Here is a 21275-nt window from a genome sequence, read left to right as displayed (position 1 = left end):
GTCGTACCGGTTCGACGGGCGGTCGCCGGGTGTTCGGGGCTCGTTTGGGGGTCCGTTCGGAGGCCGTTCGTGTGTGGTCAGCTCACGGTCCGCGCCGTCGCATGGCCGCTTTCGGCTATCGGCAGCCGTGGTCGTCCAGCCAGTCCCCGATCAGGCTCAGCGCCGCGCCCAGCGCCGGCTGCCCGTCCATGCACAGTCCGCGTCGCAGCCGCAGATTGTCGCCGCCGCCGAACGGGCTGAGCTTCGCCACGCGGGACTTCAGGTCGGCGATGTCGTCGTCGTCGAGATACTGCGCCGCCTCGCCGCCGACGATCACGTCGCCAGCGATCACGGCGCGGATGTTCACGATCGCCTGCGCCACGCGGTCCATCCACTCGTTCATGCGCTCGCGATGATGCGTCTCGCCCTGCTCGAGCACGCTGAAGAAGCCCGGCAGGCTCTCGTAGTCCTCCGGCAGCGTCTCCGGCGAACAGTACACGTCCATGCATCCACGTTGGCCGCAGTAGCACGGCCGGCCGCCCGGCACGAGCGACATGTGCTCGATCATGCCGTTGCGGAACGTCCTGTTCTGATGCACCCGGCCGCCGGCGATGATCGCCCCGCATGGACGGCGGTCCAGATAGACGCACGCCGCGTCGCGGAGCGTATGGTCGAACCAGAGTTCGGCGGCCGCGGCGGCGTCCGCGTCCCGCATCGGCGTGATCGGGCGGTGCATGAGCTGGCGCATCGCCTGCACCGGGAAGCCGGGCGTTCCGGTCGCGTCGGCGAACGCGAGATGGGGTCGTGTTGCGGCGTCGGGCGTATCGTCCGCGCCGTCGGCGTTGCCGGTGCCGTCTGCGTCGTGATCCGGGCCGGTCGCCTTGGTCGCGCCGCCGGTGACGTCGGTCGGCATGATATTGCGTGAGCAGATCGCGATGCCGGTCACGCTGCCGGGTTGGTCGTCGCCCGTCGCGTCGCCGGCCGCGCTGGTTCCGGTGCCTCTGGACCGTCCCGCCGCGGCGTCGCGGACTGACTGCTCCACGCCGTTCGCGAATTCGTCGGCGATGCCGGCGACGCGCTGATAGTAGGCCGCATCGTTGCGCCGCGGCAGCGTGCGGTCGAGCCGTGCGACGATCTCGCCGTACAGGTCGACCGCGATCAGGGTCGTTTCCGTCGCGCCCGCGCACACGCCGACCGCGATGCGATGCCTCGGATTGAACGCGTACGGCACGGCCTTGCGCCCGCCGGTCGATGCCTGCGGTTCGGCTGCGACGACGATGCCGAGGCCGGCCAGTTCCCGCAGATGCTGCGTGACAGTGGGCGAGCTGAGGGAGAGGTTGTGCGCGAGCTGCTGTTTGGTGGCCTGCCGGTTGCGGTACAGGTACCGCAGGATGGCGATGCGGCTGCGATCCCGGCTGTTGGGGGCGATCGAAGGTGCGTGCATGGGCGGTGTCCTCGTTGACGACTGAGACTTTTAAAAAAGTATTTTATAGAAGATCGGATGGTGGGGCAACTTTTAGAAAAAGCATTTCTATAAGTGGCTTGAATGAAATTCGTTGAAACGTGTGAGGAATGACGATAAATCGAACAAAAAGTATCAAAATCAGGGATTTTGGTCGAGATTCTTCCTTAAGTCGAACAATATCTCACAAAAATAAATCAGAATACAACATGAAACGCCGTCGATTTTGTGCGTATGCAGAGGCTTGCTGCGTCCGGTACATTGTGACCTAGGCCACAAAACAATGATGCTTCGGCAGTGCTCCGGCAACGCCCCGGCACCGTATTGTGGCGCAACGACAGCCGCCCACGCGGGCGGGAACCGGCATATAGATAGTGCACAGTCGAGGAGGATTCATGGCAGAAGCAACGCAGGCTGAGGCCCCCACCAAGCCGACCCCCGAGGAGAAGGCCGCCGCGGCCCAGGCCGAGGTCGACGCCCTCGTCAAGAAGGGTCTCAAGGCCCTCGAGGAATTCGAGAAGCTCGATCAGAAGCAGGTCGACCGCATCGTCGCCAAGGCTTCGATCGCCGCGCTCAACAAGCACCTCGTGCTCGCGAAGATGGCCGTCGACGAGACCGGCCGTGGCCTCGTGGAAGACAAGGCCACCAAGAACATCTTCGCCTGCGAGCACGTCACCAACTATCTGGCCGGCCAGAAGACCGTCGGCATCATCCGCGAGGACGACGTGATGGGCATCGACGAGATCGCCGAGCCGGTCGGCGTGGTCGCCGGCGTCACCCCGGTCACCAACCCGACCTCCACCACCATCTTCAAGTCGCTCATCGCCCTGAAGACCCGCTGCCCGATCATCTTCGGCTTCCACCCGTTCGCCCAGAAGTGCTCCGCCGAGGCGGCCCGCATCGTGCGCGACGCGGCCATCGAGGCCGGCGCCCCGGCCGACTGCATCCAGTGGATCGAGCACCCGTCCATCGAGGCCACCGGCGCGCTCATGAAGCACGACGGCATCGCGACGATCCTCGCCACCGGCGGTCCGGGCATGGTCAAGGCCGCGTACTCCTCCGGCAAGCCGGCCCTCGGCGTCGGCGCGGGCAACGCCCCGGCGTACGTCGACTCCGACGTCGACGTCGTGCGCGCGGCGAACGACCTGATCCTGTCCAAGCACTTCGACTACGGCATGATCTGCGCCACCGAGCAGGCCATCATCGCCCACAAGGACGTCTACGCGTCGCTCGTCAAGGAACTCAAGCGCCGCAAGGCCTACTTCGTCAACGACGAGGAGAAGGCCAAGCTCGAGCAGTACATGTTCGGCTGCACCGCGTTCTCCGGCGGCACCCCGAAGCTCAACTCCGTCGTGCCGGGCAAGTCCCCGCAGTACATCGCCAAGGCCGCCGGCTTCGAGATCCCGGCCGACGCGACCATCCTCGCCGCCGAATGCTCCGAGGTCTCCGACAACGAGCCGCTCACCCACGAGAAGCTCGCCCCGGTCCACGCCGTGCTCAAGGCCGATTCCAAGGAGCAGGCGTTCGAGATGTGCGAGGCCATGCTCAAGCTCGGCGCCGGCCACACCGCCGCCATCCACACCAACAACGAGGCGCTCGTGCGCGAGTACGGCCTGCGCATGCACGCCTGCCGCATCATCTGGAACTCCCCGAGCTCGCTCGGCGGCGTCGGCGACATCTACAACGCCATCGCCCCGTCGCTCACCCTCGGCTGCGGCTCGTACGGCGGCAACTCGGTGTCCGGCAACGTGCAGGCCGTCAACCTGCTCAACATCAAGCGCATCGCTCGGAGGAACAACAACATGCAGTGGTTCAAGATCCCGGCCAAGACCTACTTCGAGCCGAACGCCATCAAGTACCTGCGCGACATGTACGGCATCGAGAAGGCCGTCATCGTGTGCGACAAGGTCATGGAGCAGCTCGGCATCGTCGACAAGGTCATCGACCAGTTGCGCGCCCGTTCCAACCGCGTCACCTTCCGCATCATCGACTACGTCGAGCCGGAGCCGTCCGTCGAGACCGTCGAGCGCGGCGCCGAGATGATGCGCGAGGAGTTCGAGCCGGACACGATCATCGCGGTCGGCGGCGGCTCGCCGATGGACGCGGCCAAGATCATGTGGCTGCTCTACGAGCACCCGGAAATCGCCTTCTCCGACGTGCGCGAGAAGTTCTTCGACATCCGCAAGCGCGCCTTCAAGATCCCGCCGCTGGGCAAGAAGGCCAAGCTCGTGTGCATCCCGACCTCGTCCGGCACCGGTTCTGAGGTGACGCCGTTCGCTGTCATCACCGACCACAAGACCGGCTACAAGTACCCGATCACCGACTACGCGCTCACCCCGTCCGTCGCCATCGTCGACCCGGTGCTCGCCCGCACCCAGCCGCGCAAGCTCGCCTCCGACGCCGGCTTCGACGCGCTGACCCACTCGTTCGAGGCGTACGTGTCCGTCTACGCGAACGACTTCACCGACGGCATGGCGCTGCACGCGGCCAAGCTCATCTGGGACAACCTGGCCGAGTCCGTCAACGGCGAGCCGGGCCTGGAGAAGACCAAGGCGCAGGAGAAGATGCACAACGCCGCCACCATGGCCGGCATGGCGTTCGGCTCCGCGTTCCTCGGCATGTGCCACGGCATGGCGCACACCATCGGCGCGCTGTGCCACGTCGCCCACGGCCGCACCAACTCCATCCTGCTGCCGTACGTGATCCGCTACAACGGCCAGGTGCCGGAGGAGCCGACCTCGTGGCCGAAGTACAACAAGTACATCGCCGACGAGCGCTACCGCGACATCGCCGTCAACCTCGGCATCGACCCGGGCAAGACCCCGGCCGACGCCGTCGAGAACCTGGCGAAGGCCGTCGAGGACTACCGCGACAACAAGCTCGGCATGAACAAGAGCTTCCAGGACTGCGGCGTGGACGAAGACTACTTCTGGAGCGTGCTCGACCAGATCGGCATGCGCGCCTACGAGGACCAGTGCGCCCCCGCGAACCCGCGCATCCCGCAGATCGAGGACATGAAGGACATCGCCATCGCCGCCTACTACGGCGTGCCGCAGGCCGAAGGCCACCGTCTGCGCGTCGAGCGCGAAGGCGAGGCTGCCACGGAGGAAGCCTCCGAGCGCGTCTGAGCCTCATTGCCGATTGATTGACTGGTTGGTCAGTTGGCCTGATCGGTTGACCGATCGTCGGCCTGATCGTCGGCCTGATTGTTGGCCAGATTGGCCAGTCGGTCGGCTGTACTGATCGGTCGGCCTGATCGGTTGGCCTGATCGGTTGGCCGATCGTCGGTTATAAGTGGGTGGCTGCCCACCGTGAAAACCCGTTTCGGGTTGTTCCACGGCAGGCAACCATCCACTTTCGTATTGGGGCCGGTGCGGGTGGGATCACATTCGAAGGGGTTTGCACCAGCCGCCGGGCAGATGTCCGCTGGCGGCACTTTGTCGGTCTTAACTTGACGGGTGTGACTATCCTGTGGTCATTCCGCGACAACCCTCCTGACGAGGGGACGATAGGTGTCCATTGACGGGTCCATGAGCGTGTGACGTCCGAATGTGGGGAAAATGAGACTTTTACGCACGCCCGTATCCGAAAGTGGGGAAATTGCGACGCGACACGCCGGTTTCCGGTCCCGTTCGTACTGCTTGGTTCCCCACATTCAGGATATTGAGCCGAAAGTGGGGAAACAGGCAGTATGAACGCCCGTCATCGGCGGGCTTGATGCTGTCCATTTCCCCACTTTCGTCATCGGGCCATGTCCGTGGTTCCGCCAAGGCCTGTTCATGCTGCCTGTTTCCCCACATCCGCCGCCACCCCGGCCTCCAACGGCGGGCCGACGGGCCAACCGGACAGGAATGTGGGGAAATTCAGACATTAGCCCCCGTATTCGCCCCATTATTCGCCCAGCCGGCGTCCTGTCCCGTCCTGTCGACGTCCCTCCAAGTCGGTCGTAGGGAAATGCGGGGAATGGAGACAATACGCCGGCAACACCGACTTTCGGAACTTTCAAGGCCTCCAAGCCCCTATGAATCGCGGGTCCACGAAGCCTGAACCCGCGGAACCCGGGCCGCCTCCAGCTTGGCCACCAGCACGTGTCTGCGATACGCCTCGGAAAAGGAGAAGCGAACCACCTCGTCCGCCACCAGCCGAATGCGCTCCTCCCGTTCCTTTTCCGCGATGATGGTTTCCGACAGGCTGCCGTTCCTGAACATCTCGGGATCCGTGTATTTGGCACGGCCGTCCAATTCCGCCACGATGAATCTTCCATCCTCGGTATGCCACGAGAAGTCGACCCGATACCGCCGGCTGAGATCGAGCGGATCGATGATCTCCTCCTGGACCAGCGGCGGAACGAATCCTTCGTCGAGCATCACCGCATACGAGTATGCTTCGCCGCCGTTTTCCGTACCGGCAGGCGCGAGACGCACGGCGCGCAGAGCCTTGTCCCGCCGATAGCCGGGCAGTTCGCGGCATAGATCCATCATGCGCTCCCGCGTCATCAGTCCTTGCCGGAGCGCGGCTTCCGCGACGGACAATCCGTCCGGGAAATCCAATCGTCGCGCGCAATCGAATACCGTTCTGCCGATCGGGGTGGTCCGTACCCCATCCACCACCTGATAACCGTGGAGTTCGTCATCCGGCAGCAGATGGTATCGAAGCCGACCGTGATCGCGGGAATGTCTTCTCCGGTCGGTCATCAGGTGTATTTCATCCAGATATCGGATCGAATCGTTGATGCCATGCATTGCGGCCGCCGTCATGTCCCCGAATATCCAATCGGGATGCAGCGCCGCCATCGTCCGGACGATCCTGCGATACCGTTCCACCGGATCCAGCCTGCTCCACTGATCGGCACGTGCATAACAGCCGTCCGCCACGCGGGTCATCTCCCCGGTTGCCGTCCTGCGCGACAGCACCTGCTGCTCGGATCGGGTGCGTCCCCATATGCAGAGCCGTTGGCTTTCGGACTCTTCGCAACGTGCGGTCAGTGCGGGATTCGTTCTCATATGTGCACCGTAGCGGATTGTTCCGCAACGCCGTGTCTGTTTCGGGGGATGTGGTCGAATGGTACGGAGTTATCCACAACGGATCATCCACAACGGGTTGTCCACATCAGGGCGATTCGGAAGACAAATGGTCAGCGAGAACGCCGCCGTGCCGCCTTCGTGCCGTCGTGCCGATAGGCCGACGCGCCACGTCCTGCCGTGCAACTCGCCGCGGCGGATGCTGGCGGGTCAGGGATGGATGATTTACGGTGGGGGAATGCCGAAAACCTCACGAACTTCAACCTTCCGCACCGGTGCGCATGCCGGTTCTCGCCGTGGCCGCCGCCGCGCGAGCGTGCGCGACTGGATCCCCGACCAGCCCGGCGCATGGGCGATGGCGCTGCTGCCGGCCATCTCCGGCGTGGCGATCGGCGGCGTCACCGCGAACACGCTGTGGCTGCTGGCCGCATGGACGCTGTGCTACTGCGTCCAGTTCACGGCCGCGCGCTGGCTCAAGTCCCGTTTCTCCCGCCGATACCTGCCGCAGGTCCTTATATATATGGCGTCGTTGGCCGCGGTCGGCATCCCGTTCCTCGCCGTCAACCCGGGCGTGCTCCGGTGGGCCCCGTATTTCGCCGTGTTGGCCGCCGTCTCGTTCGCCGCCGCGTACCTGCGCCGCGAACGGTCGCTGTGGGGCAACGGCGCGGCGGTGCTCGCCTCGTCGTCGATGCCCACGGTCATCGCCTCGTTCGGCGATCCGTCCAGGCTGTCCGACGGATGCGCCGTGCCGACGGCCATCGCGAACGGCCTGATCTCGCACGCCGACTGCGTGCGGTACGTCGAACATGGCGCCGCGTTGTTCCGCGGCCAGTTGCCGACGTGGGACACCTGGTGGTCGACGTACGCGCTGCCGTCCGCCGGCCTGGTCACGTCGCTGCTGTTCGCGCTCACCCAGTTCGGTTCGGTGCTGTTCGTCAAGACGATGATCCGCGAACGTGGCAACCGCCGGTATCTGCGCGCGTCGTGGGGGTGGCACGGCATGCTGCTGGCCCTGTGCGCGGCCGCGTGGCTGTTCTCCGATCCGTCGGGCCGGCTCGCGTGGCTGCGCGGCGGCTGGTCGGACCCGTCGTCGTTCGACTGGAGGGGCTGCATGACGACGATCGTCGCGGCCTGCCTGCTGCTACGTGCGATCGTGCTGCCGATCATCGCACGCAACCGCGTGCTCAAGCCGATCGCCGTCGGTATGACCGAGCTGACGTCCAGCCTGCTGGTCTTCGCGACGAGCGTCGCGTTCTGACCGGCGTGTGGATCGTCGTACGGATCGTCGTACGGAACTCCGCGGCAATCCGCACGATGATTCGCGCGGACGGTCCGCGTGACGATTCGCACGGACGATTCGTACGATGACGGACGCCGATGTCACGGCGCGACGTGCGCCGACGAACGCCGATGCGCGCAGGTCCGTATGCGGACGCGGCGTCCGCTGTGACGCGGGTCACGTCCGGCTGCCGCATATATCGGTTGCGATTGCGGAGGACGGCCTTTTATCGTACGTAATGTGACACAATCGCGCGGATCCCAGATCAAACCCATCACCGAACATCATGCGAACCAGCTGTACCAGCACGGCACGCTCGCGCTGCTCGTGCCCGGCCTGCTGGAGGGCACGACGACGATCGGCGAGCTGCTGACGCACGGCGACACCGGCATCGGCACGGGGGAGGGACTCGACGGCGAGCTCATCATCCTCGACGGCGTGGCCTACAAGGTGGGGTCCAGCGGCGTGGCCGAGCGTGTGCCGGACGATTTCACGATGCCGTTCGCGAACGTGCATCATGCCGCGTTCCAGTATCAGTGCGAGCGTGCGGACATCGGCCTCGAGGAGCTGAACAGGCGCATCGTCGAGGCGAACGGCCGGGCGAACACGTTCTTTTCGGTGATCGTGCGCGGCACGTTCAGCTTCATGAAGACGCGGGCGGTGATCAAGCAGCAGGCCCCGTACCCGACGCTCGTGGAGGTCGCCGACCGGCAGGCGACGTTCCTGCGGCACGATGTGAAGGGCACGCTGCTCGGCTATTTTTCGCCGGTGATGTTCCACGGTGCGGCAGTGGCCGGATTCCATGAGCATTTTCTGTCGGACGACCGTACGTTCGGCGGCCACGTGCTCGATGCGGTGCTGGACCATGGCAGGATCTACAGCCAGGTGTTCGACACGTTGGTGCAGCATCTGCCGGTGGACGATCCCGAATACCGCAACCACGACTTCTCCCATGATCCGATAGCCGAGGCCATCACCGCCGCCGAAGGCGACCGGGCGGACGACTGACGGTCCGTGCGTGTCGTGCGAAGTGCGGCTCGTAGCGCGACACGCCTGCGGAGCCGTGAAGCAAACAGTCCGGTGGACTGTTTGTAGGCGACGCCGAGCGACGGCAGGAGTGAGGTAGGAAATCGTGTGAGGGCGTGTCGCGCAAAGCGCGACACGCCCGAACTCTTTTAGGCCATGCCTAGTGCTTTAATTGTCAAGTTGCCTGATTTAGGGCTCGCAAATTGGAATCAAAAAAGCGAGCGCGGAACGGGGAATCACGCGAGTGAGAAGCCGTATGCCGCGCACTGATGTGGTTTGACCACGGGTATGCCTCGTAAGGGGTGTGTCCCGTTGCGGTCAGGTCCGCCGGTGCCCTTGGAAGCAGGCTGGTAAACAGTACACGAATCGCTAGAAAGGGCGGACGGCAATGGCGGGACAGAAAATCCGCATCAGGCTTAAGTCCTATGACCATGAGGTCATCGACCAATCGGCGAAGAAGATCGTCGAAACGGTGACGAACGCGGGCGCAACTGTGGTTGGCCCGGTTCCGCTCCCGACCGAGAAGAACGTCTTTGTTGTTATTCGTTCTCCTCACAAGTACAAGGATTCTCGCGAGCACTTCGAGATGCGCACTCATAAGCGCCTCATCGACATCGTGGACCCGACCCCCAAGGCCGTGGACTCCCTGATGCACATTGATCTGCCCGCGGATGTCAACATCGAGATCAAGCTGTAAGGGAGGAGGGAACCACTATGACTTCGCAGAGAGGTAGCCACAAGGCTCTGCTGGGCAAGAAGCTCGGCATGACTCAGGTCTGGGACGAGAACGGTTTCTTTGTCCCCGTCACCCTCGTTGACGTGTCCACCAACGTGGTGACCGCCGTCAAGTCCGAGGAATCCGACGGCTACAAGGCCGTCCAGATCGGCTACGGCCAGATCGATCCGACCAAGGTGACCAAGCCGCTCGCCGGCCACTTCGCCAAGGCCGGCGTCACCCCGCGCCGCCACCTCGTCGAGGTGCGCACCGAGGACGCCGCCGAGTACGAGCCGGGCCAGGAGCTGTCCATCGACTTCTTCCCGGAGGGTTCCGAGGTCGACGTCACCGGCACCACCAAGGGCAAGGGCTTCGCCGGCACCATCAAGCGCTGGGGCTTCAAGTCCTACCGTCGTTCCCACGGCTCTCACAAGAACGAGCGTCGCCCCGGTTCCGTCGGCGCGTGCGCCACGCCGAGCCGCATCCTCAAGGGCAAGCGCATGGCCGGCCGCATGGGTCATGTGACCGCCACCGTGCAGGGCCTGACCGTCGTCTCCGCGGATGCCGAGAACAGCATCCTCGCCATCAAGGGCGCCGTTCCGGGCCCGAAGGGCGGCATCGTTCTCGTCCGCACGGCCGTGAAGTAAGGGGAGTCTGAATTATGGCAAACGTTACTCTGAACGTGTCTGACGCCCAGGGCCAGTCCACCGGCACCGTCGAGGTTCCGGGCGAGATCTTCGGCCACACCGCCGAAGAGGTCCAGTCCCGCGTCCCGCTGATCCACCAGGTCGTCGTGGCTCAGCTCGCCGCCGCCCGTTCCGGCACCCACGCCACCAAGACCCGTGGCATGGTGTCCGGTGGCGGCAAGAAGCCGTGGAAGCAGAAGGGCACCGGTCGTGCCCGCCAGGGCTCCATCCGCGCCCCGCAGTGGTACCACGGCGGCACCGTGTTCGGTCCGCAGCCGCGCGACTACTCGCAGCGCACTCCGAAGAAGATGAAGGCCGCCGCCCTGCGCTACGTGCTTTCCGATCGCGCGAACGCCGGTCGCGTCGCCGTTGTGGACTTCGGCATCACCGATACCCCGTCCACCAAGGCCGCCGTTGCCGCGCTGACCCCGGTCACCGAGAACAAGTTCACCACGATCGTGTTCTCCCGCGAAAACATCAACGAGTGGCTGTCGGTCCGCAACATCCCGACCGTGCACCCGATTTTCGCCGATCAGCTCAACACCTACGATGTGGTCACCGCTCAGTACGTCGTCTTCACGAAGGAGGGCCTCGACGCCTTCCTCGCCGGCAAGACCGAGCCGACCGCCAAGGAGGCCTGATTTAGATGGTCGCTATTCACAAGCCCGCACACGACGTCATCCTGAAGCCCGTCGTCTCCGAGAAGAGCTACGCCCTGTCCGACCGCGGCCAGTACACCTTCGTGGTGGCCTCGGACGCGAACAAGGTGCAGATCAAGCAGGCTATCGAAGAGATCTTCAAGGTGAAGGTGACGAACGTCAACACCCTCAACCGCGACGGCAAGCGCAAGCGCACCCGTTTCGGCTTCGGCCAGCGCGTCAACCAGAAGCGCGCGATCGTGACCGTCGCCGAGGGCCAGACGATCGACATCTTCGGCAACTGAAGGCTAGCCGAGAAAAGTTAAAGGAAGAACTATATTATGGCTATCCGCGTTTATAAGCCGACGACTGCTGGCCGCCGCAACGCGTCTGTGTCGGATTTCTCCGATCTTACGCGCTCCACGCCTGAGAAGTCGCTGGTTCGCAAGCTCACCAAGACCGGCGGTCGTAACTCCTACGGCCGTATGACCTCCCGCCATCGCGGCGGCGGCCACAAGCGCGCCTACCGTCTCATCGACTTCAAGCGTTGGGACAAGGACGGCGTGCCGGCGACGGTCGCTCACATCGAGTACGACCCGAACCGTTCCGCCCGCATCGCGCTGCTGCACTACGCCGACGGCGAGAAGCGCTACATCATCGCTCCGGAAGGCGTCAAGCAGGGCGACCGCATCGAGACCGGCGAGAAGGCCGATATCAAGCCGGGCAACAACCTGCCGCTCAAGAACATCCCGACCGGTACCATCGTGCACGCGATCGAGCTCAAGCCGCTCGGCGGCGCGAAGATCGCGCGTTCCGCCGGTGCCGCCGTCCAGCTCGTCGCCAAGGATGGCGCCTACGCCCAGCTGCGTATGCCGTCCGGCGAAATCCGCAACGTGGACGCCCGCTGCCGCGCGACCGTCGGTGAGGTCGGCAACTCCGACCACGCCAACATCCAGCTCGGCAAGGCCGGCCGCGCCCGTTGGATCGGCAAGCGCCCGTGGACCCGTGGTGAATCCATGAACCCGGTCGACCACCCGCACGGCGGTCGTACCCGCGGTGGCAAGCCGCCGGTCTCTCCGTGGGGCAAGGGCGAAGTTCGTACTCGCCGTCCGAAGAAGGCTTCGAACAAGATGATTGTTCGTCGTCGTCCGAATGGTAAGAACCGCAAGTAAGGGAGTGTCGAGTAGATGACTCGTAGCATCAAGAAGGGCCCCTTCGTCGACGCCCACCTGCAGAAGAAAGTCGACGAGCAGAACGAGAAGGGCACCAAGAACGTCATCAAGACGTGGTCCCGCCGTTCGATGATCACCCCTGATTTCATCGGACACACGTTCGCTGTTCACGATGGCCGCAAGCATGTCCCGGTGTTCGTCACCGAGGCCATGGTCGGTCACAAGCTCGGTGAGTTCGCCCCGACCAAGACCTTCAAGGGTCATGTGAAGGACGACAAGAAGGCCCGCCGCTAAAGGATAAGGAATAGAACATGGAAGCTAAAGCAATCGCTCGTCACGTCCGCGTGACGCCGCGCAAGGCTCGCCGCATGGTCGACCTCATCCGCGGCAAGCAGGCGACCGAAGCCGTCACCATCCTCAAGTTCGCTCCCCAGGACGCGTCCCTGCCGGTTCGCAAGGTCCTCGAGAGCGCCATCGCGAACGCTCGCGTGAAGGCCGACAAGGCCGGCGAGCCGTTCCGCGAGAACGACCTGGTCATCAAGGAGACCTACGTGGACGAAGGCGTGACGCTCAAGCGTTTCCGCGCCCGCGCCCAGGGCCGTGCCGCTCGTATCAACAAGCGCACCTCCCACATCACGGTCGTCGTTGCTACCAAGGAAGGAGCCCGCTAAAGATGGGTCAGAAGATCAATCCCTTTGGCTACCGTCTGGGCGTCACCGAGAGCCACCGCTCCAAGTGGTTCTCTGATTCCAACAAGCCCGGCGAACGCTACAGCGACTTCGTTCTCGAAGACGACAAGATCCGCAAGGAAATGAACAAGGACCTCGAGCGTGCGGGCGTGTCCCGCATCGTGATCGAGCGCACCCGCGACCGCGTGCGTGTGGACATCCACACCGCCCGTCCGGGCATCGTGATCGGCCGCCGTGGCGCCGAAGCCGAGAAGGTTCGCGCCAAGCTCGAGAAGCTCACCGGCAAGCAGGTCCAGCTCAACATCTTCGAGGTGAAGAACGCCGCTCTGGACGCCCAGCTCGTCGCTCAGGGCATCGCCGAACAGCTGACCAACCGCGTGACCTTCCGTCGCGCGATGCGCAAGGCTCAGCAGGACGCGATGCGCGCCGGCGCCAAGGGCATCCGCATCAAGCTCTCCGGCCGCCTCGGCGGTGCGGAAATGAGCCGTTCCGAGTTCTACCGCGAGGGCCGCGTTCCGCTGCAGACCCTCCGCGCCCTGATCGATTACGGCTTCTTCGAGGCCAAGACCACCTACGGCCGCATCGGCGTCAAGGTGTGGATCTACAAGGGCGATATGACCGAGCGCGAGTTCGAAGAGCAGCAGGCTCAGCAGAACAACAGCCGTCCCGGCCGCCGTGGTGGCGATCGCCGCCCGCGCCGTGGCAACCGTGGTGCTGCCGCCCAGCAGGCTACCGAGGCCCCGAAGGCCGAGGCCGCCGCCGAGGCTCCTGCCGCAACGGAAACGAAGGAGTGAACTGATGCTTATCCCGAAGAGGACTAAGTACCGCAAGCAGCATCGTCCGGTCCGCTCTGGCATGTCCAAGGGCGGCAACGAGATCGCCTTCGGCGATTACGGCATTCAGGCGCTGGCTCCGGCCTACGTCACCAACCGCCAGATCGAGGCGGCTCGTATCGCCATGACCCGTTACATCAAGCGTGGTGGCCGTGTGTGGATCACGATCTTCCCGGATCGCCCGCTGACCAAGAAGCCGCTGGGCACCCGAATGGGTTCCGGTAAGGGTACTCCGGAGTTCTGGATCGCCAACATTCGCCCCGGCCGCGTGATGTTCGAGATCGGTGGCGTCTCCGAGGATGTCGCTCGCGAGGCCCTGCGCCGCGCCATCGACAAGCTCCCGATGAAGTGCCGCGTTATTGCGCGTGAAGGTGGTGATATCTGATGGCAGTCGGTACCGCTGATTATGCAATCAAGAATCTGAACGAGAAGACCAACGAGGAGATCGAAGGTTTCCTCAAGAAGTCCAAGGAAGAGCTGTTCAACCTGCGCTTCCAGCACGCGACTGGTCAGCTCGAGAACACTGCCCGCCTCAAGGCGGTCAAGCACGACATCGCCAGGATGTACACCGTCCTGCGCGAGCGTGAGCTCGGCATCAGCCAGGCGCCCGAGGCATCCGATACGAAAGCTGAGGAGAAGTAATGGCTGAAGAGCGTAACTTCCGCAAGGTTCGTCGCGGTTACGTCGTGTCCGAGGCTATGGACAAGACGATCACCGTCGAGCTCGAGCAGCGTTCGACCCACCCGCTGTACGGCAAGGTCGTTCGTTCCACCAAGAAGGTCAAGGCCCATGATGAACACAACGACGCGCACGTTGGCGACCTCGTGAGTATTATGGAGACTCGGCCCCTGAGCAAGACCAAGCGTTGGCGTCTCGAGAGCATTATCGAGCGCGCCAAGTAACAAGTTCGGCTAGGCTCCGCGAGTCACCCCGCCCATGCTCGTACAGGTGGGCGGGGTGCTTGGGGAGAACCAGCTCGGCTAAGGAGAATCAATGATTCAGCAGGAAACGCGGCTTCATGTCGCCGACAACACGGGTGCGAAGGAACTCCTCTGCATCCGAGTGCTCGGCGGATCGAAGCGACGCTATGCCGGCCTCGGCGACGTGATCGTCGCCTCCGTCAAGGATGCGATCCCTGGCGGGTCGGTCAAGAAGGGTGACGTGGTCAAGGCCGTCGTCGTCCGCACCGTCAAGGAGAACCGTCGCGTGGACGGCTCCTACATCAAGTTCGACGAGAACGCCGCCGTCATTCTCGGCTCCGGCCGTGAACCGAAGGGCACTCGTATCTTCGGACCGATCGCTCGTGAGCTGCGCGACAAGCGCTTCATGCGCATCGTGTCCCTCGCCCCGGAGGTGATCTGACATGGCAGCCAAGATTAAGAGCGGCGACCTGGTCAAGGTCATCCGCGGCAAGGACAAGGGCAAGGAAGGCAAGGTCACCCGCGTGCTGGCCGACGATCGCCTGATCGTCGAGGGCGTGCAGATCGTCAAGAAGCACGTTCGCGCCACGCAGCAGGGCCAGCAGGCCGGCATCGTCTCCGTCGAGGCTCCGATCCATCGCTCCAACGTGATGGTCATCGACCCGGAGACCAAGAAGCCGACCCGCGTCGGCATTGTGGTGAAGGAAGAGGCTCGTGACGGCAAGGTGAAGACCGTGCGCGTGCGCGTCGCCAAGAAGTCCGGAAAGGAGCTGGCATGACCGATGCTACCGTCGAAGCGCCGGCAACTCCGCGCTTGAAGCAGCAGTACAAGGACGTCATCATCCCCGAGCTCGAGAAGGAGTTCAACTACTCCAACCCGATGCAGGTGGCCCGCATCGAGAAGGTCGTCGTCTCCATGGGCGTCGGCGCCGCTGCGCGTGACTCCAAGCTCATCGAGGGCGCTGTCAAGGATCTCACGCTGATCACCGGCCAGAAGCCGAAGATCACGAAGGCCAAGAAGTCCGTCGCGCAGTTCCACCTGCGTGAGGGCCAGGCCATCGGTGCGTACGTCACCCTGCGTGGCGACCGCATGTGGGAGTTCCTGGATCGCCTCCTGACCCTCGCCCTGCCGCGTATCCGCGATTTCCGCGGCATCAACGGCAAGCAGTTCGACGGCCAGGGCAACTACAACTTTGGTCTCACCGAGCAGTCCATGTTCCACGAGATCGATCCGGATTCGATCGATCACCAGCGCGGCATGGACATCACCGTGGTGACCTCCACCAAGGACGACAAGGAAGCTTCCGTGCTCCTCAAGCACCTCGGCTTCCCCTTCAAGGAGAACTGATATGGCAAAAACCGCTCTGAAGAACAAGGCGGCCGCCAAGCCGAAGTTCAAGGTGCGCGCCTACACGCGCTGCCAGGTTTGTGGTCGTCCCCACTCCGTCTACCGCAAGTTCGGCCTGTGCCGTGTCTGCCTTCGCGAGAAGGCGCACCGCGGCGAGCTGCCCGGCGTCACGAAGTCCAGTTGGTAAACATCGACGCTGAAGGTCCGCGGCCCGATCGCCTGCTCCGGCAGGCGTGAGGGCGGCGGAAACCATAGCGAGAAAGGGCAACAAGCCCAAATGACAATGACAGATCCTATCGCAGACATGCTTACCCGTCTGCGTAACGCGAGCGCGGCTAAGCACGAAACCGTGGATATGCCGTACTCCAAGTTCAAGAAGAACATCGCCGAGATCCTGAAGCGCGAAGGCTACATCAAGGACTTCGCCGCCAAGGACGCCAAGGTCGGCCAGACTCTTGAGGTCACCCTCAAGTACGGCCCGAACGGCGAGCGTTCCATCCAGGGCATCAAGCGCATTTCCAAGCCGGGCCTGCGTCGCTACGCGAAGTCCGACGCCCTGCCGATGCCGCTCGGCGGCCTCGGCATCGCCATCATCTCGACTTCCTCGGGACTGATGACCCAGAAGGAATGCCTCGACCGTGGCATCGGCGGCGAGATCGTCGCCTACGTGTGGTGAGAAAGGAGAGCTGACACATGGCATCGCATATTGGTAAGCTCCCCGTCGCCATCCCGGCCGGCGTGGAAGTCACGATCGACGGCCAGACCGTGGCCGCCAAGGGCCCGAAGGGCACCGACTCCTTCGTCATGCCGGAAGGCATCTCCGCCGTCGTCGAGAACAACGAGGTTGTTCTCACCCCGGCCGATGACCTGCGTCCGACCCGCGCGAAGCACGGCCTGAGCCGCGCTCTCGTCGCCAGCATCGTCAAGGGCGTGCACGAAGGCTACGCCAAGACCCTGCAGATCGTCGGCACCGGTTACCGCGCCACCCTCAAGGGCAAGAGCATCGAGTTCGCGCTCGGCTACTCCCACACCATCACCGTCAACCCGCCGGAAGGCATCGAGTTCGAGGTTCCGAACGCGAACACGGTGATCGTCAAGGGCACCGACAAGCAGGCCGTCGGCCAGGCTGCGGCTAACATCCGCAAGCTGCGTGCTCCGGAACCCTACAAGGGCAAGGGCATCAAGTACGCTGACGAGCATATCCTGCGCAAGGCTGGAAAGGCTGGTAAGTGATATGAGCGTTCAGATTCTCGGTAAGGGCAAGAAGGTCTCGCTCAAGCGTCGTCACGCTCGCATCCGCAAGCGCATCTCCGGCACCCCGGAAATGCCGCGTCTCGTTGTCTCCCGCTCCAACCGTCACATGGTCGCGCAGATCGTCGACGACACGAAGGGCATCACCCTCGTGTCCGCCTCGACCCTGACCGCCGACTTCGCCGGTTTCGAGGGCACCAAGACCGAAGCCGCCAAGAAGGTCGGCGAGCTGGTGGCCGAGAAGGCCAAGGCCGCGGGCATCGAGGCCGTCGTCTTCGATCGTGGTGGCAACAAGTACACTGGTCGCGTCGCAGCTGTCGCTGAGGGCGCCCGCGAGGGAGGTCTGGCACTGTGAGCGACGAAACTCAGAAGGAAACCCAAGTGGCTGAAGAAACTCAGAACACTGAGGCGGCTGAGACCAACAACAACGAGGACCGCAAGTCCCGTCGTGGCCAGCGCGGCGAAGGCCGCCGTGGCGAGCGTCGCAACCGTCGCGAAGAGAAGCAGGGCGATGAGCTGCTCGACCGCGTGGTGACCATCAACCGTGTCTCCAAGACCCACAAGGGTGGTCGTACGTTCAGCTTCGCCGCCCTCGTGGTGGTCGGTGACGGCAACGGCACCGTCGGCGTCGGCTACGGCAAGTCCCGTGAGGTTCCTGCCGCCATCGCCAAGGGCCAGCTGGATGCCAAGAAGCACATGTTCACCGTTCCGCGCGTCCGCGGCACCGTCACCCACCCGGTGATCGGCCACGACGCCGCCGGCACCGTGCTCCTGCGTCCGGCCGCCCCCGGTACCGGCGTTATCGCCGGTGGCCCGGTCCGCGCCGTCATGGAGTGCGCCGGCATCACCGACATCCTGACCAAGTCGATGGGCTCCGCCACCGCCGTGAACATGGTTCGCGCCACCGTGGCCGCCCTCAAGCAGCTCGAGGATCCGGAGGAGATCGCGGCCCGCCGTGGTCTGTCCCTCAACGAGGTCGCTCCGGACGCCCTCCTGCGCGCTCGCGCCGCCGGCATCGACGAGGCCCGCAAGGCCCGCGAGGAAGCCGCCGCAGCCGCTCAGGCCCAGCAGAAGGATGGTGAGTGATAGATGGCTAACCTGAAGATCACCCTGCATCACGGTCTTGTTAACCGCACGCCCAAGCAGCGCGCCACCGCCCAGACCCTCGGTCTGCGCAAGATCGGCCAGAGCGTTGTCCTCGAGGACAACAAGAGCACTCGTGGCATGATCCTGACGGTGCGCCACCTGGTCACCGTCGAGGAGGTCGACTGATTATGGCTGAAGAAGAAACCACTGTCCTGCAGATGCACGACCTGCGTCCGGCTCCGGGCGCCAAGAAGGACCGCATCCGCGTCGGCCGCGGTGAAGGCTCCAAGGGTAAGACCTCGGGCCGTGGCGACAAGGGCACCAAGAAGCGCTACCAGGTTCGCCCGGGCTTCGAAGGTGGCCAGCTGCCGCTGTACATGCGCCTGCCGAAGCTCCGCGGCTTCAAGAGCCCCTTCAAGAAGGAGTTCCAGGTTGTGAACGTGGCCGCGCTCGGCGAGCTGTTCCCGAACGGTGGCGAGATCACCGTCGCGGATCTGGTCGCCAAGGGTGCCGTCCGCGCCAACCAGCCCGTCAAGGTCCTCGGTGACGGCGAACTGTCCGTCGCCCTGACCATCAAGGGCGTCAAGGCCTCGGCTTCCGCCAAGGCCAAGATCGAGGCCGCCGGCGGTTCCGTTTCCGAGGAGTAGTCCTTACCCGCTAGGGAAACGACCGCAGTGCGATACGATAAACGACCCTCGACCGCTTGTGCGGCGAGGGTCGTTTTCGTATCCACGCTCCGACGCCGCGCGCGGGGAGGCGCGCAGGGGAGCGTCACGGCAATCGGCGAATTTCACGATCGATCACGATCAATAATGGACATCGGACCCTCGGATATGGGGCCGAGGTAGACGCTGTACGCTAGACTCGACGACTAGAGTCTGTCCGGATGGGTGCGCAGGGAGCGCACACAAGGAAAGGAACCCAGGTGAGGACGTTAATCCAGGCCTTCCGTACCAAGGAGCTGAGGAACAAAATCCTGTTTGTTCTCGGCATGATCATCATTTATCGCATCGGCTCGTTCATTCCGACCCCGGGTGTCAAGTACTCGGTCGTCCAGGAATGCGTCGGCAAGATGCAGACCGCTTCCGAAAACTTCATCGGCCTGGTGAACCTGTTCTCCGGCGGCGCCATGCTCCAGCTGTCGATCTTCGCGCTGGGCGTCATGCCGTACATCACCGCATCCATCGTCGTGCAGCTGCTGCGCGTCGTCATCCCGCGCTTCGAGGCGCTGCACAAGGAGGGCCAGTCCGGCGAGGCCAAGCTGACCCAGTACACCCGTTATCTGACCATCGGCCTGGCCGTGCTGCAGTCCACCACGATCCTCGTGACCGCCCGTTCCGGCGCGCTGTTCAACTACCAGTGCTCGCAGGTCATCCCGGACGGCTCCGTGTGGAACCTCATCGTCATGGTGCTCATCATGACCGGCGGCACCGGCCTGATCATGTGGATGGCCGAGCTCATCACCGACAAGGGCATCGGTCAGGGCATGTCCATCCTCATCTTCATGTCCATCTGCTCCGGCTTCCTGCCGCAGCTGTGGGAGATCGGCTGGGGCACCAACGGCACCGACGGCGAGTGGTGGAAGTTCGGCGTGGTCGCCGGCGTCCTGCTCGTCATCCTGATCTTCGTCGACTTCGTCGAGCTGTGCCAGCGCCGTATCCCGGTCCAGTACACGCGCCGCATGATCGGCCGCAAGATGTACGGCGGATCGTCGACCTACCTGCCGCTCAAGATCAACATGTCCGGCGTCATCCCGCCGATCTTCGCCTCTTCGATCCTCGCCATCCCGACGCTGATCGCGCAGTTCGGCAACTCGGACCAGAGCTGGGTCAAGTGGATCAACTCCAACCTCGCCAACACGACGTCCGTGTGGTACATCGCGCTGTACGCGCTGATGATCGTGTTCTTCTGCTTCTTCTACACGGAGATCACGTTCAACCCGGACGAGACCGCCGACAACATGAAGCAGTACGGCGGCTTCATCCCGGGCATCCGCGCCGGCAGCGCCACCAGCCGCTACCTGAGCTACGTGATGAACCGTCTGAACACCGTCGGCGCCGTCTACCTGCTGTTCGTGGCGCTCATCCCGACCGTGCTCATCATGGCGCTCGAGCTGAACACCAAGCTGCCGTTCGGCGGCACCACGATCCTGATCATCGCGGGCGTCGGCCTTGACACGCTGCGTCAGGCCAAGGCCCAGACCGAGCAGTTCCAGTACACCGGCTTCCTGCTCGAGAACGTGGATCACGTCGAAGGCAAGTAAGGATTGTTTCGGCTCGCGGCCGCCCGCTTGGCAGGCGGCCGCGCGAGGAGTCGGACAGTCCACTGGACTGTCCGACGACGGAGCCATCCGTTTTCGACTTCCTACCAACAATCTGCATTGAACCCCCTCTGTCAGCGTGCAGCGGACTGAGGGGGTTCCCATACCCGACAATCACGAAAGGAACAAAGACATGCGTCTTCTCATCATGGGCCCGCAGGGCGTCGGCAAGGGCACCCAGGCCGCGCTGCTCGCCGAGCACTTCGGCATTCCGGCGATCTCCACCGGCGACATCTTCCGCTACAACATCAAGAACAAGACCGAGCTCGGCCTCGAGGCGCTCAAGTACACCGACAAGGGCGAACTGGTCCCGGACGAGCTGACCAACAAGATCGTCAAGGACCGTCTGGCCATGGACGACGCCAAGAACGGCTGGATCCTCGACGGCTACCCGCGCAACGCCTCCCAGGTCGAGGCGCTGGACGCCATGCTCGAGGAGCTCGGCACCCCGCTCGACAAGGTCGTCGCCCTCGACGCCGACCACGACGTGCTCATGGAGCGCATCGCCAAGCGCGCCCAGGAGCAGGGCCGTTCCGACGACACCCCGGAGGCCATCGCCAAGCGCCTCGCCACCTACGCGAAGGAGACCGCCCCGCTGCTCGACATCTACAAGCAGCGTGGCCAGCTGGTCGCCATCGACGGCGTCGGCGAGATCGATGTGATCCAGGCGAACATCGTCAAGGCGCTCGAGGCCTGAGCGGAATAGCCGCAATAGCCGAAATAGCATAGACTCACCAAAACGGGGATTGCGACACGCCGATTGTTGCGATTCCCGTTTTCGTGTATAGTTGATCGTTGGTGTGCCTTCGGGCACGTCAACGGTAATTGTCCCAAGGAACGGATCACGAGG

Annotated in this window: 28 protein-coding genes; 26 read left to right on the top strand and 2 right to left on the bottom strand. The window is 63.9% G+C overall.

The features are described 5' to 3' along the window. Positions 1-115: 115 nt before the first annotated feature. Positions 116-1423, bottom strand: coding sequence for an ROK family transcriptional regulator (locus JS533_RS02710; protein WP_241513000.1), 1308 nt, complete (start codon positions 1421-1423; stop codon positions 116-118). Between the two features lie 413 nt (positions 1424-1836). On the opposite strand from JS533_RS02710, the gene adhE reads away from it, so the two are divergent. Continuing rightward, the gene (gene adhE, locus JS533_RS02705; RefSeq protein ID WP_241512999.1) at positions 1837-4569 is read left to right on the top strand and encodes a bifunctional acetaldehyde-CoA/alcohol dehydrogenase; all 2733 of its coding nucleotides are present in this window, start codon (positions 1837-1839) and stop codon (positions 4567-4569) included. A gap of 891 nt (positions 4570-5460) precedes the next feature. On the opposite strand, the gene JS533_RS02700 is transcribed toward adhE, so the two are convergent. Next, positions 5461-6444 (bottom strand): type IV toxin-antitoxin system AbiEi family antitoxin domain-containing protein, encoded by a 984-nt coding sequence (locus tag JS533_RS02700; RefSeq protein ID WP_241512998.1) that lies wholly within the window; start codon positions 6442-6444, stop codon positions 5461-5463. Positions 6445-6700: 256 nt separating this feature from the next. Between JS533_RS02700 and JS533_RS02695 the strand changes: the two genes are divergently transcribed. The 25 genes from JS533_RS02695 to JS533_RS02575 all read left to right on the top strand — a co-directional run bounded on the left by JS533_RS02695 (position 6701) and on the right by JS533_RS02575 (position 21122). Continuing rightward, on the top strand, positions 6701-7720 hold the full coding sequence (locus JS533_RS02695; RefSeq protein ID WP_241512997.1) for a YwiC-like family protein: 1020 nt from the start codon (positions 6701-6703) through the stop codon (positions 7718-7720). Positions 7721-7981: 261 nt separating this feature from the next. Continuing rightward, entirely contained in the window at positions 7982-8749 is a 768-nt protein-coding gene (budA, locus tag JS533_RS02690; RefSeq protein ID WP_241512996.1) for an acetolactate decarboxylase, read from the top strand. Between the two features lie 406 nt (positions 8750-9155). Then, positions 9156-9464 (top strand): 30S ribosomal protein S10, encoded by a 309-nt coding sequence (rpsJ, locus tag JS533_RS02685; RefSeq protein WP_003808013.1) that lies wholly within the window; start codon positions 9156-9158, stop codon positions 9462-9464. Positions 9465-9481: 17 nt separating this feature from the next. Beyond that, positions 9482-10129, top strand: coding sequence for a 50S ribosomal protein L3 (rplC, locus tag JS533_RS02680; protein WP_241512995.1), 648 nt, complete (start codon positions 9482-9484; stop codon positions 10127-10129). A 14-nt stretch (positions 10130-10143) separates the two neighbouring features. Further along, complete coding sequence (gene rplD / locus JS533_RS02675) at positions 10144-10809, top strand: 50S ribosomal protein L4 (protein WP_241512994.1); 666 nt, start codon at positions 10144-10146, stop codon at positions 10807-10809. A 5-nt stretch (positions 10810-10814) separates the two neighbouring features. Continuing rightward, positions 10815-11111, top strand: a complete 297-nt coding sequence (rplW, locus tag JS533_RS02670; RefSeq protein ID WP_241512993.1) for a 50S ribosomal protein L23 — start codon at positions 10815-10817, stop codon at positions 11109-11111. Positions 11112-11147: 36 nt separating this feature from the next. Next, positions 11148-11978, top strand: a complete 831-nt coding sequence (rplB, locus tag JS533_RS02665) for a 50S ribosomal protein L2 (RefSeq protein ID WP_241512992.1) — start codon at positions 11148-11150, stop codon at positions 11976-11978. 15 nt (positions 11979-11993) lie between these two features. After that, positions 11994-12272: a 30S ribosomal protein S19 gene (gene rpsS, locus JS533_RS02660; RefSeq protein ID WP_003814508.1), complete on the top strand. Its 279-nt coding sequence runs from the start codon at positions 11994-11996 to the stop codon at positions 12270-12272. Positions 12273-12289: 17 nt separating this feature from the next. Then, positions 12290-12649 (top strand): 50S ribosomal protein L22, encoded by a 360-nt coding sequence (rplV, locus tag JS533_RS02655; RefSeq protein WP_033493913.1) that lies wholly within the window; start codon positions 12290-12292, stop codon positions 12647-12649. A gap of 2 nt (positions 12650-12651) precedes the next feature. Next, positions 12652-13461: a 30S ribosomal protein S3 gene (gene rpsC, locus JS533_RS02650; protein ID WP_241512991.1), complete on the top strand. Its 810-nt coding sequence runs from the start codon at positions 12652-12654 to the stop codon at positions 13459-13461. A 4-nt stretch (positions 13462-13465) separates the two neighbouring features. Next, positions 13466-13885: a 50S ribosomal protein L16 gene (rplP, locus tag JS533_RS02645; RefSeq protein ID WP_033493917.1), complete on the top strand. Its 420-nt coding sequence runs from the start codon at positions 13466-13468 to the stop codon at positions 13883-13885. Further along, positions 13885-14142: a 50S ribosomal protein L29 gene (gene rpmC, locus JS533_RS02640; protein ID WP_033493919.1), complete on the top strand. Its 258-nt coding sequence runs from the start codon at positions 13885-13887 to the stop codon at positions 14140-14142. Before rplP ends, rpmC begins: the two co-directional genes overlap by 1 nt. After that, the gene (rpsQ, locus tag JS533_RS02635; protein ID WP_033493921.1) at positions 14142-14402 is read left to right on the top strand and encodes a 30S ribosomal protein S17; all 261 of its coding nucleotides are present in this window, start codon (positions 14142-14144) and stop codon (positions 14400-14402) included. Before rpmC ends, rpsQ begins: the two co-directional genes overlap by 1 nt. A 91-nt stretch (positions 14403-14493) precedes the next feature. Continuing rightward, the gene (rplN, locus tag JS533_RS02630; protein WP_219059235.1) at positions 14494-14862 is read left to right on the top strand and encodes a 50S ribosomal protein L14; all 369 of its coding nucleotides are present in this window, start codon (positions 14494-14496) and stop codon (positions 14860-14862) included. A 1-nt stretch (position 14863) separates the two neighbouring features. Beyond that, the gene (gene rplX, locus JS533_RS02625; RefSeq protein ID WP_219059234.1) at positions 14864-15199 is read left to right on the top strand and encodes a 50S ribosomal protein L24; all 336 of its coding nucleotides are present in this window, start codon (positions 14864-14866) and stop codon (positions 15197-15199) included. After that, positions 15196-15768 (top strand): 50S ribosomal protein L5, encoded by a 573-nt coding sequence (rplE, locus tag JS533_RS02620; protein ID WP_033493927.1) that lies wholly within the window; start codon positions 15196-15198, stop codon positions 15766-15768. Before rplX ends, rplE begins: the two co-directional genes overlap by 4 nt. A gap of 1 nt (position 15769) precedes the next feature. Further along, entirely contained in the window at positions 15770-15955 is a 186-nt protein-coding gene (locus JS533_RS02615) for a type Z 30S ribosomal protein S14 (RefSeq protein ID WP_004114370.1), read from the top strand. A 90-nt stretch (positions 15956-16045) separates the two neighbouring features. After that, on the top strand, positions 16046-16444 hold the full coding sequence (gene rpsH, locus JS533_RS02610; RefSeq protein WP_241512990.1) for a 30S ribosomal protein S8: 399 nt from the start codon (positions 16046-16048) through the stop codon (positions 16442-16444). Positions 16445-16461: 17 nt separating this feature from the next. Next, positions 16462-17001, top strand: coding sequence for a 50S ribosomal protein L6 (gene rplF, locus JS533_RS02605; RefSeq protein WP_033493932.1), 540 nt, complete (start codon positions 16462-16464; stop codon positions 16999-17001). Between the two features lies 1 nt (position 17002). After that, entirely contained in the window at positions 17003-17374 is a 372-nt protein-coding gene (gene rplR / locus JS533_RS02600) for a 50S ribosomal protein L18 (protein ID WP_241512989.1), read from the top strand. Beyond that, complete coding sequence (rpsE, locus tag JS533_RS02595) at positions 17371-18105, top strand: 30S ribosomal protein S5 (protein ID WP_241512988.1); 735 nt, start codon at positions 17371-17373, stop codon at positions 18103-18105. The genes rplR and rpsE overlap by 4 nt, the downstream gene beginning before the upstream one ends. Before the next feature lie 3 nt (positions 18106-18108). Beyond that, a complete protein-coding gene (gene rpmD, locus JS533_RS02590; RefSeq protein ID WP_033493939.1) occupies positions 18109-18291 on the top strand; it encodes a 50S ribosomal protein L30 in 183 nt (60 codons plus the stop codon). Positions 18292-18293: 2 nt separating this feature from the next. Next, positions 18294-18752: a 50S ribosomal protein L15 gene (gene rplO / locus JS533_RS02585; protein ID WP_241512987.1), complete on the top strand. Its 459-nt coding sequence runs from the start codon at positions 18294-18296 to the stop codon at positions 18750-18752. A gap of 278 nt (positions 18753-19030) precedes the next feature. Continuing rightward, positions 19031-20368 carry a preprotein translocase subunit SecY gene (gene secY / locus JS533_RS02580; RefSeq protein WP_241512986.1) on the top strand — a complete coding sequence of 446 codons (1338 nt, stop codon included), beginning with the start codon at positions 19031-19033 and terminating at the stop codon, positions 20366-20368. A gap of 190 nt (positions 20369-20558) precedes the next feature. Continuing rightward, the gene (locus JS533_RS02575) at positions 20559-21122 is read left to right on the top strand and encodes an adenylate kinase (RefSeq protein WP_241512985.1); all 564 of its coding nucleotides are present in this window, start codon (positions 20559-20561) and stop codon (positions 21120-21122) included. Positions 21123-21275 lie beyond the last annotated feature (153 nt).

The sequence above is a fragment of the Bifidobacterium amazonense genome, from assembly GCF_018555435.2.
GTDB lineage: Bacteria > Actinomycetota > Actinomycetes > Actinomycetales > Bifidobacteriaceae > Bifidobacterium > Bifidobacterium amazonense.
This window is presented reverse-complemented; position numbering and strand designations above follow the sequence as displayed.

Coding starts and splice junctions, on each gene's coding strand:
- JS533_RS02710 (WP_241513000.1), bottom strand. CDS start 1,423: ATGCACGCACCTTCGATCGCCCCCAACAGCCGGGATCGCAGCCGCATC.
- adhE (WP_241512999.1), top strand. CDS start 1,837: ATGGCAGAAGCAACGCAGGCTGAGGCCCCCACCAAGCCGACCCCCGAG.
- JS533_RS02700 (WP_241512998.1), bottom strand. CDS start 6,444: ATGAGAACGAATCCCGCACTGACCGCACGTTGCGAAGAGTCCGAAAGC.
- JS533_RS02695 (WP_241512997.1), top strand. CDS start 6,701: ATGCCGAAAACCTCACGAACTTCAACCTTCCGCACCGGTGCGCATGCC.
- rpsJ (WP_003808013.1), top strand. CDS start 9,156: ATGGCGGGACAGAAAATCCGCATCAGGCTTAAGTCCTATGACCATGAG.
- rplC (WP_241512995.1), top strand. CDS start 9,482: ATGACTTCGCAGAGAGGTAGCCACAAGGCTCTGCTGGGCAAGAAGCTC.
- rplD (WP_241512994.1), top strand. CDS start 10,144: ATGGCAAACGTTACTCTGAACGTGTCTGACGCCCAGGGCCAGTCCACC.
- rplW (WP_241512993.1), top strand. CDS start 10,815: ATGGTCGCTATTCACAAGCCCGCACACGACGTCATCCTGAAGCCCGTC.
- rplB (WP_241512992.1), top strand. CDS start 11,148: ATGGCTATCCGCGTTTATAAGCCGACGACTGCTGGCCGCCGCAACGCG.
- rpsS (WP_003814508.1), top strand. CDS start 11,994: ATGACTCGTAGCATCAAGAAGGGCCCCTTCGTCGACGCCCACCTGCAG.
- rplV (WP_033493913.1), top strand. CDS start 12,290: ATGGAAGCTAAAGCAATCGCTCGTCACGTCCGCGTGACGCCGCGCAAG.
- rpsC (WP_241512991.1), top strand. CDS start 12,652: ATGGGTCAGAAGATCAATCCCTTTGGCTACCGTCTGGGCGTCACCGAG.
- rplP (WP_033493917.1), top strand. CDS start 13,466: ATGCTTATCCCGAAGAGGACTAAGTACCGCAAGCAGCATCGTCCGGTC.
- rpmC (WP_033493919.1), top strand. CDS start 13,885: ATGGCAGTCGGTACCGCTGATTATGCAATCAAGAATCTGAACGAGAAG.
- rpsQ (WP_033493921.1), top strand. CDS start 14,142: ATGGCTGAAGAGCGTAACTTCCGCAAGGTTCGTCGCGGTTACGTCGTG.
- rplN (WP_219059235.1), top strand. CDS start 14,494: ATGATTCAGCAGGAAACGCGGCTTCATGTCGCCGACAACACGGGTGCG.
- rplX (WP_219059234.1), top strand. CDS start 14,864: ATGGCAGCCAAGATTAAGAGCGGCGACCTGGTCAAGGTCATCCGCGGC.
- rplE (WP_033493927.1), top strand. CDS start 15,196: ATGACCGATGCTACCGTCGAAGCGCCGGCAACTCCGCGCTTGAAGCAG.
- JS533_RS02615 (WP_004114370.1), top strand. CDS start 15,770: ATGGCAAAAACCGCTCTGAAGAACAAGGCGGCCGCCAAGCCGAAGTTC.
- rpsH (WP_241512990.1), top strand. CDS start 16,046: ATGACAATGACAGATCCTATCGCAGACATGCTTACCCGTCTGCGTAAC.
- rplF (WP_033493932.1), top strand. CDS start 16,462: ATGGCATCGCATATTGGTAAGCTCCCCGTCGCCATCCCGGCCGGCGTG.
- rplR (WP_241512989.1), top strand. CDS start 17,003: ATGAGCGTTCAGATTCTCGGTAAGGGCAAGAAGGTCTCGCTCAAGCGT.
- rpmD (WP_033493939.1), top strand. CDS start 18,109: ATGGCTAACCTGAAGATCACCCTGCATCACGGTCTTGTTAACCGCACG.
- rplO (WP_241512987.1), top strand. CDS start 18,294: ATGGCTGAAGAAGAAACCACTGTCCTGCAGATGCACGACCTGCGTCCG.
- JS533_RS02575 (WP_241512985.1), top strand. CDS start 20,559: ATGCGTCTTCTCATCATGGGCCCGCAGGGCGTCGGCAAGGGCACCCAG.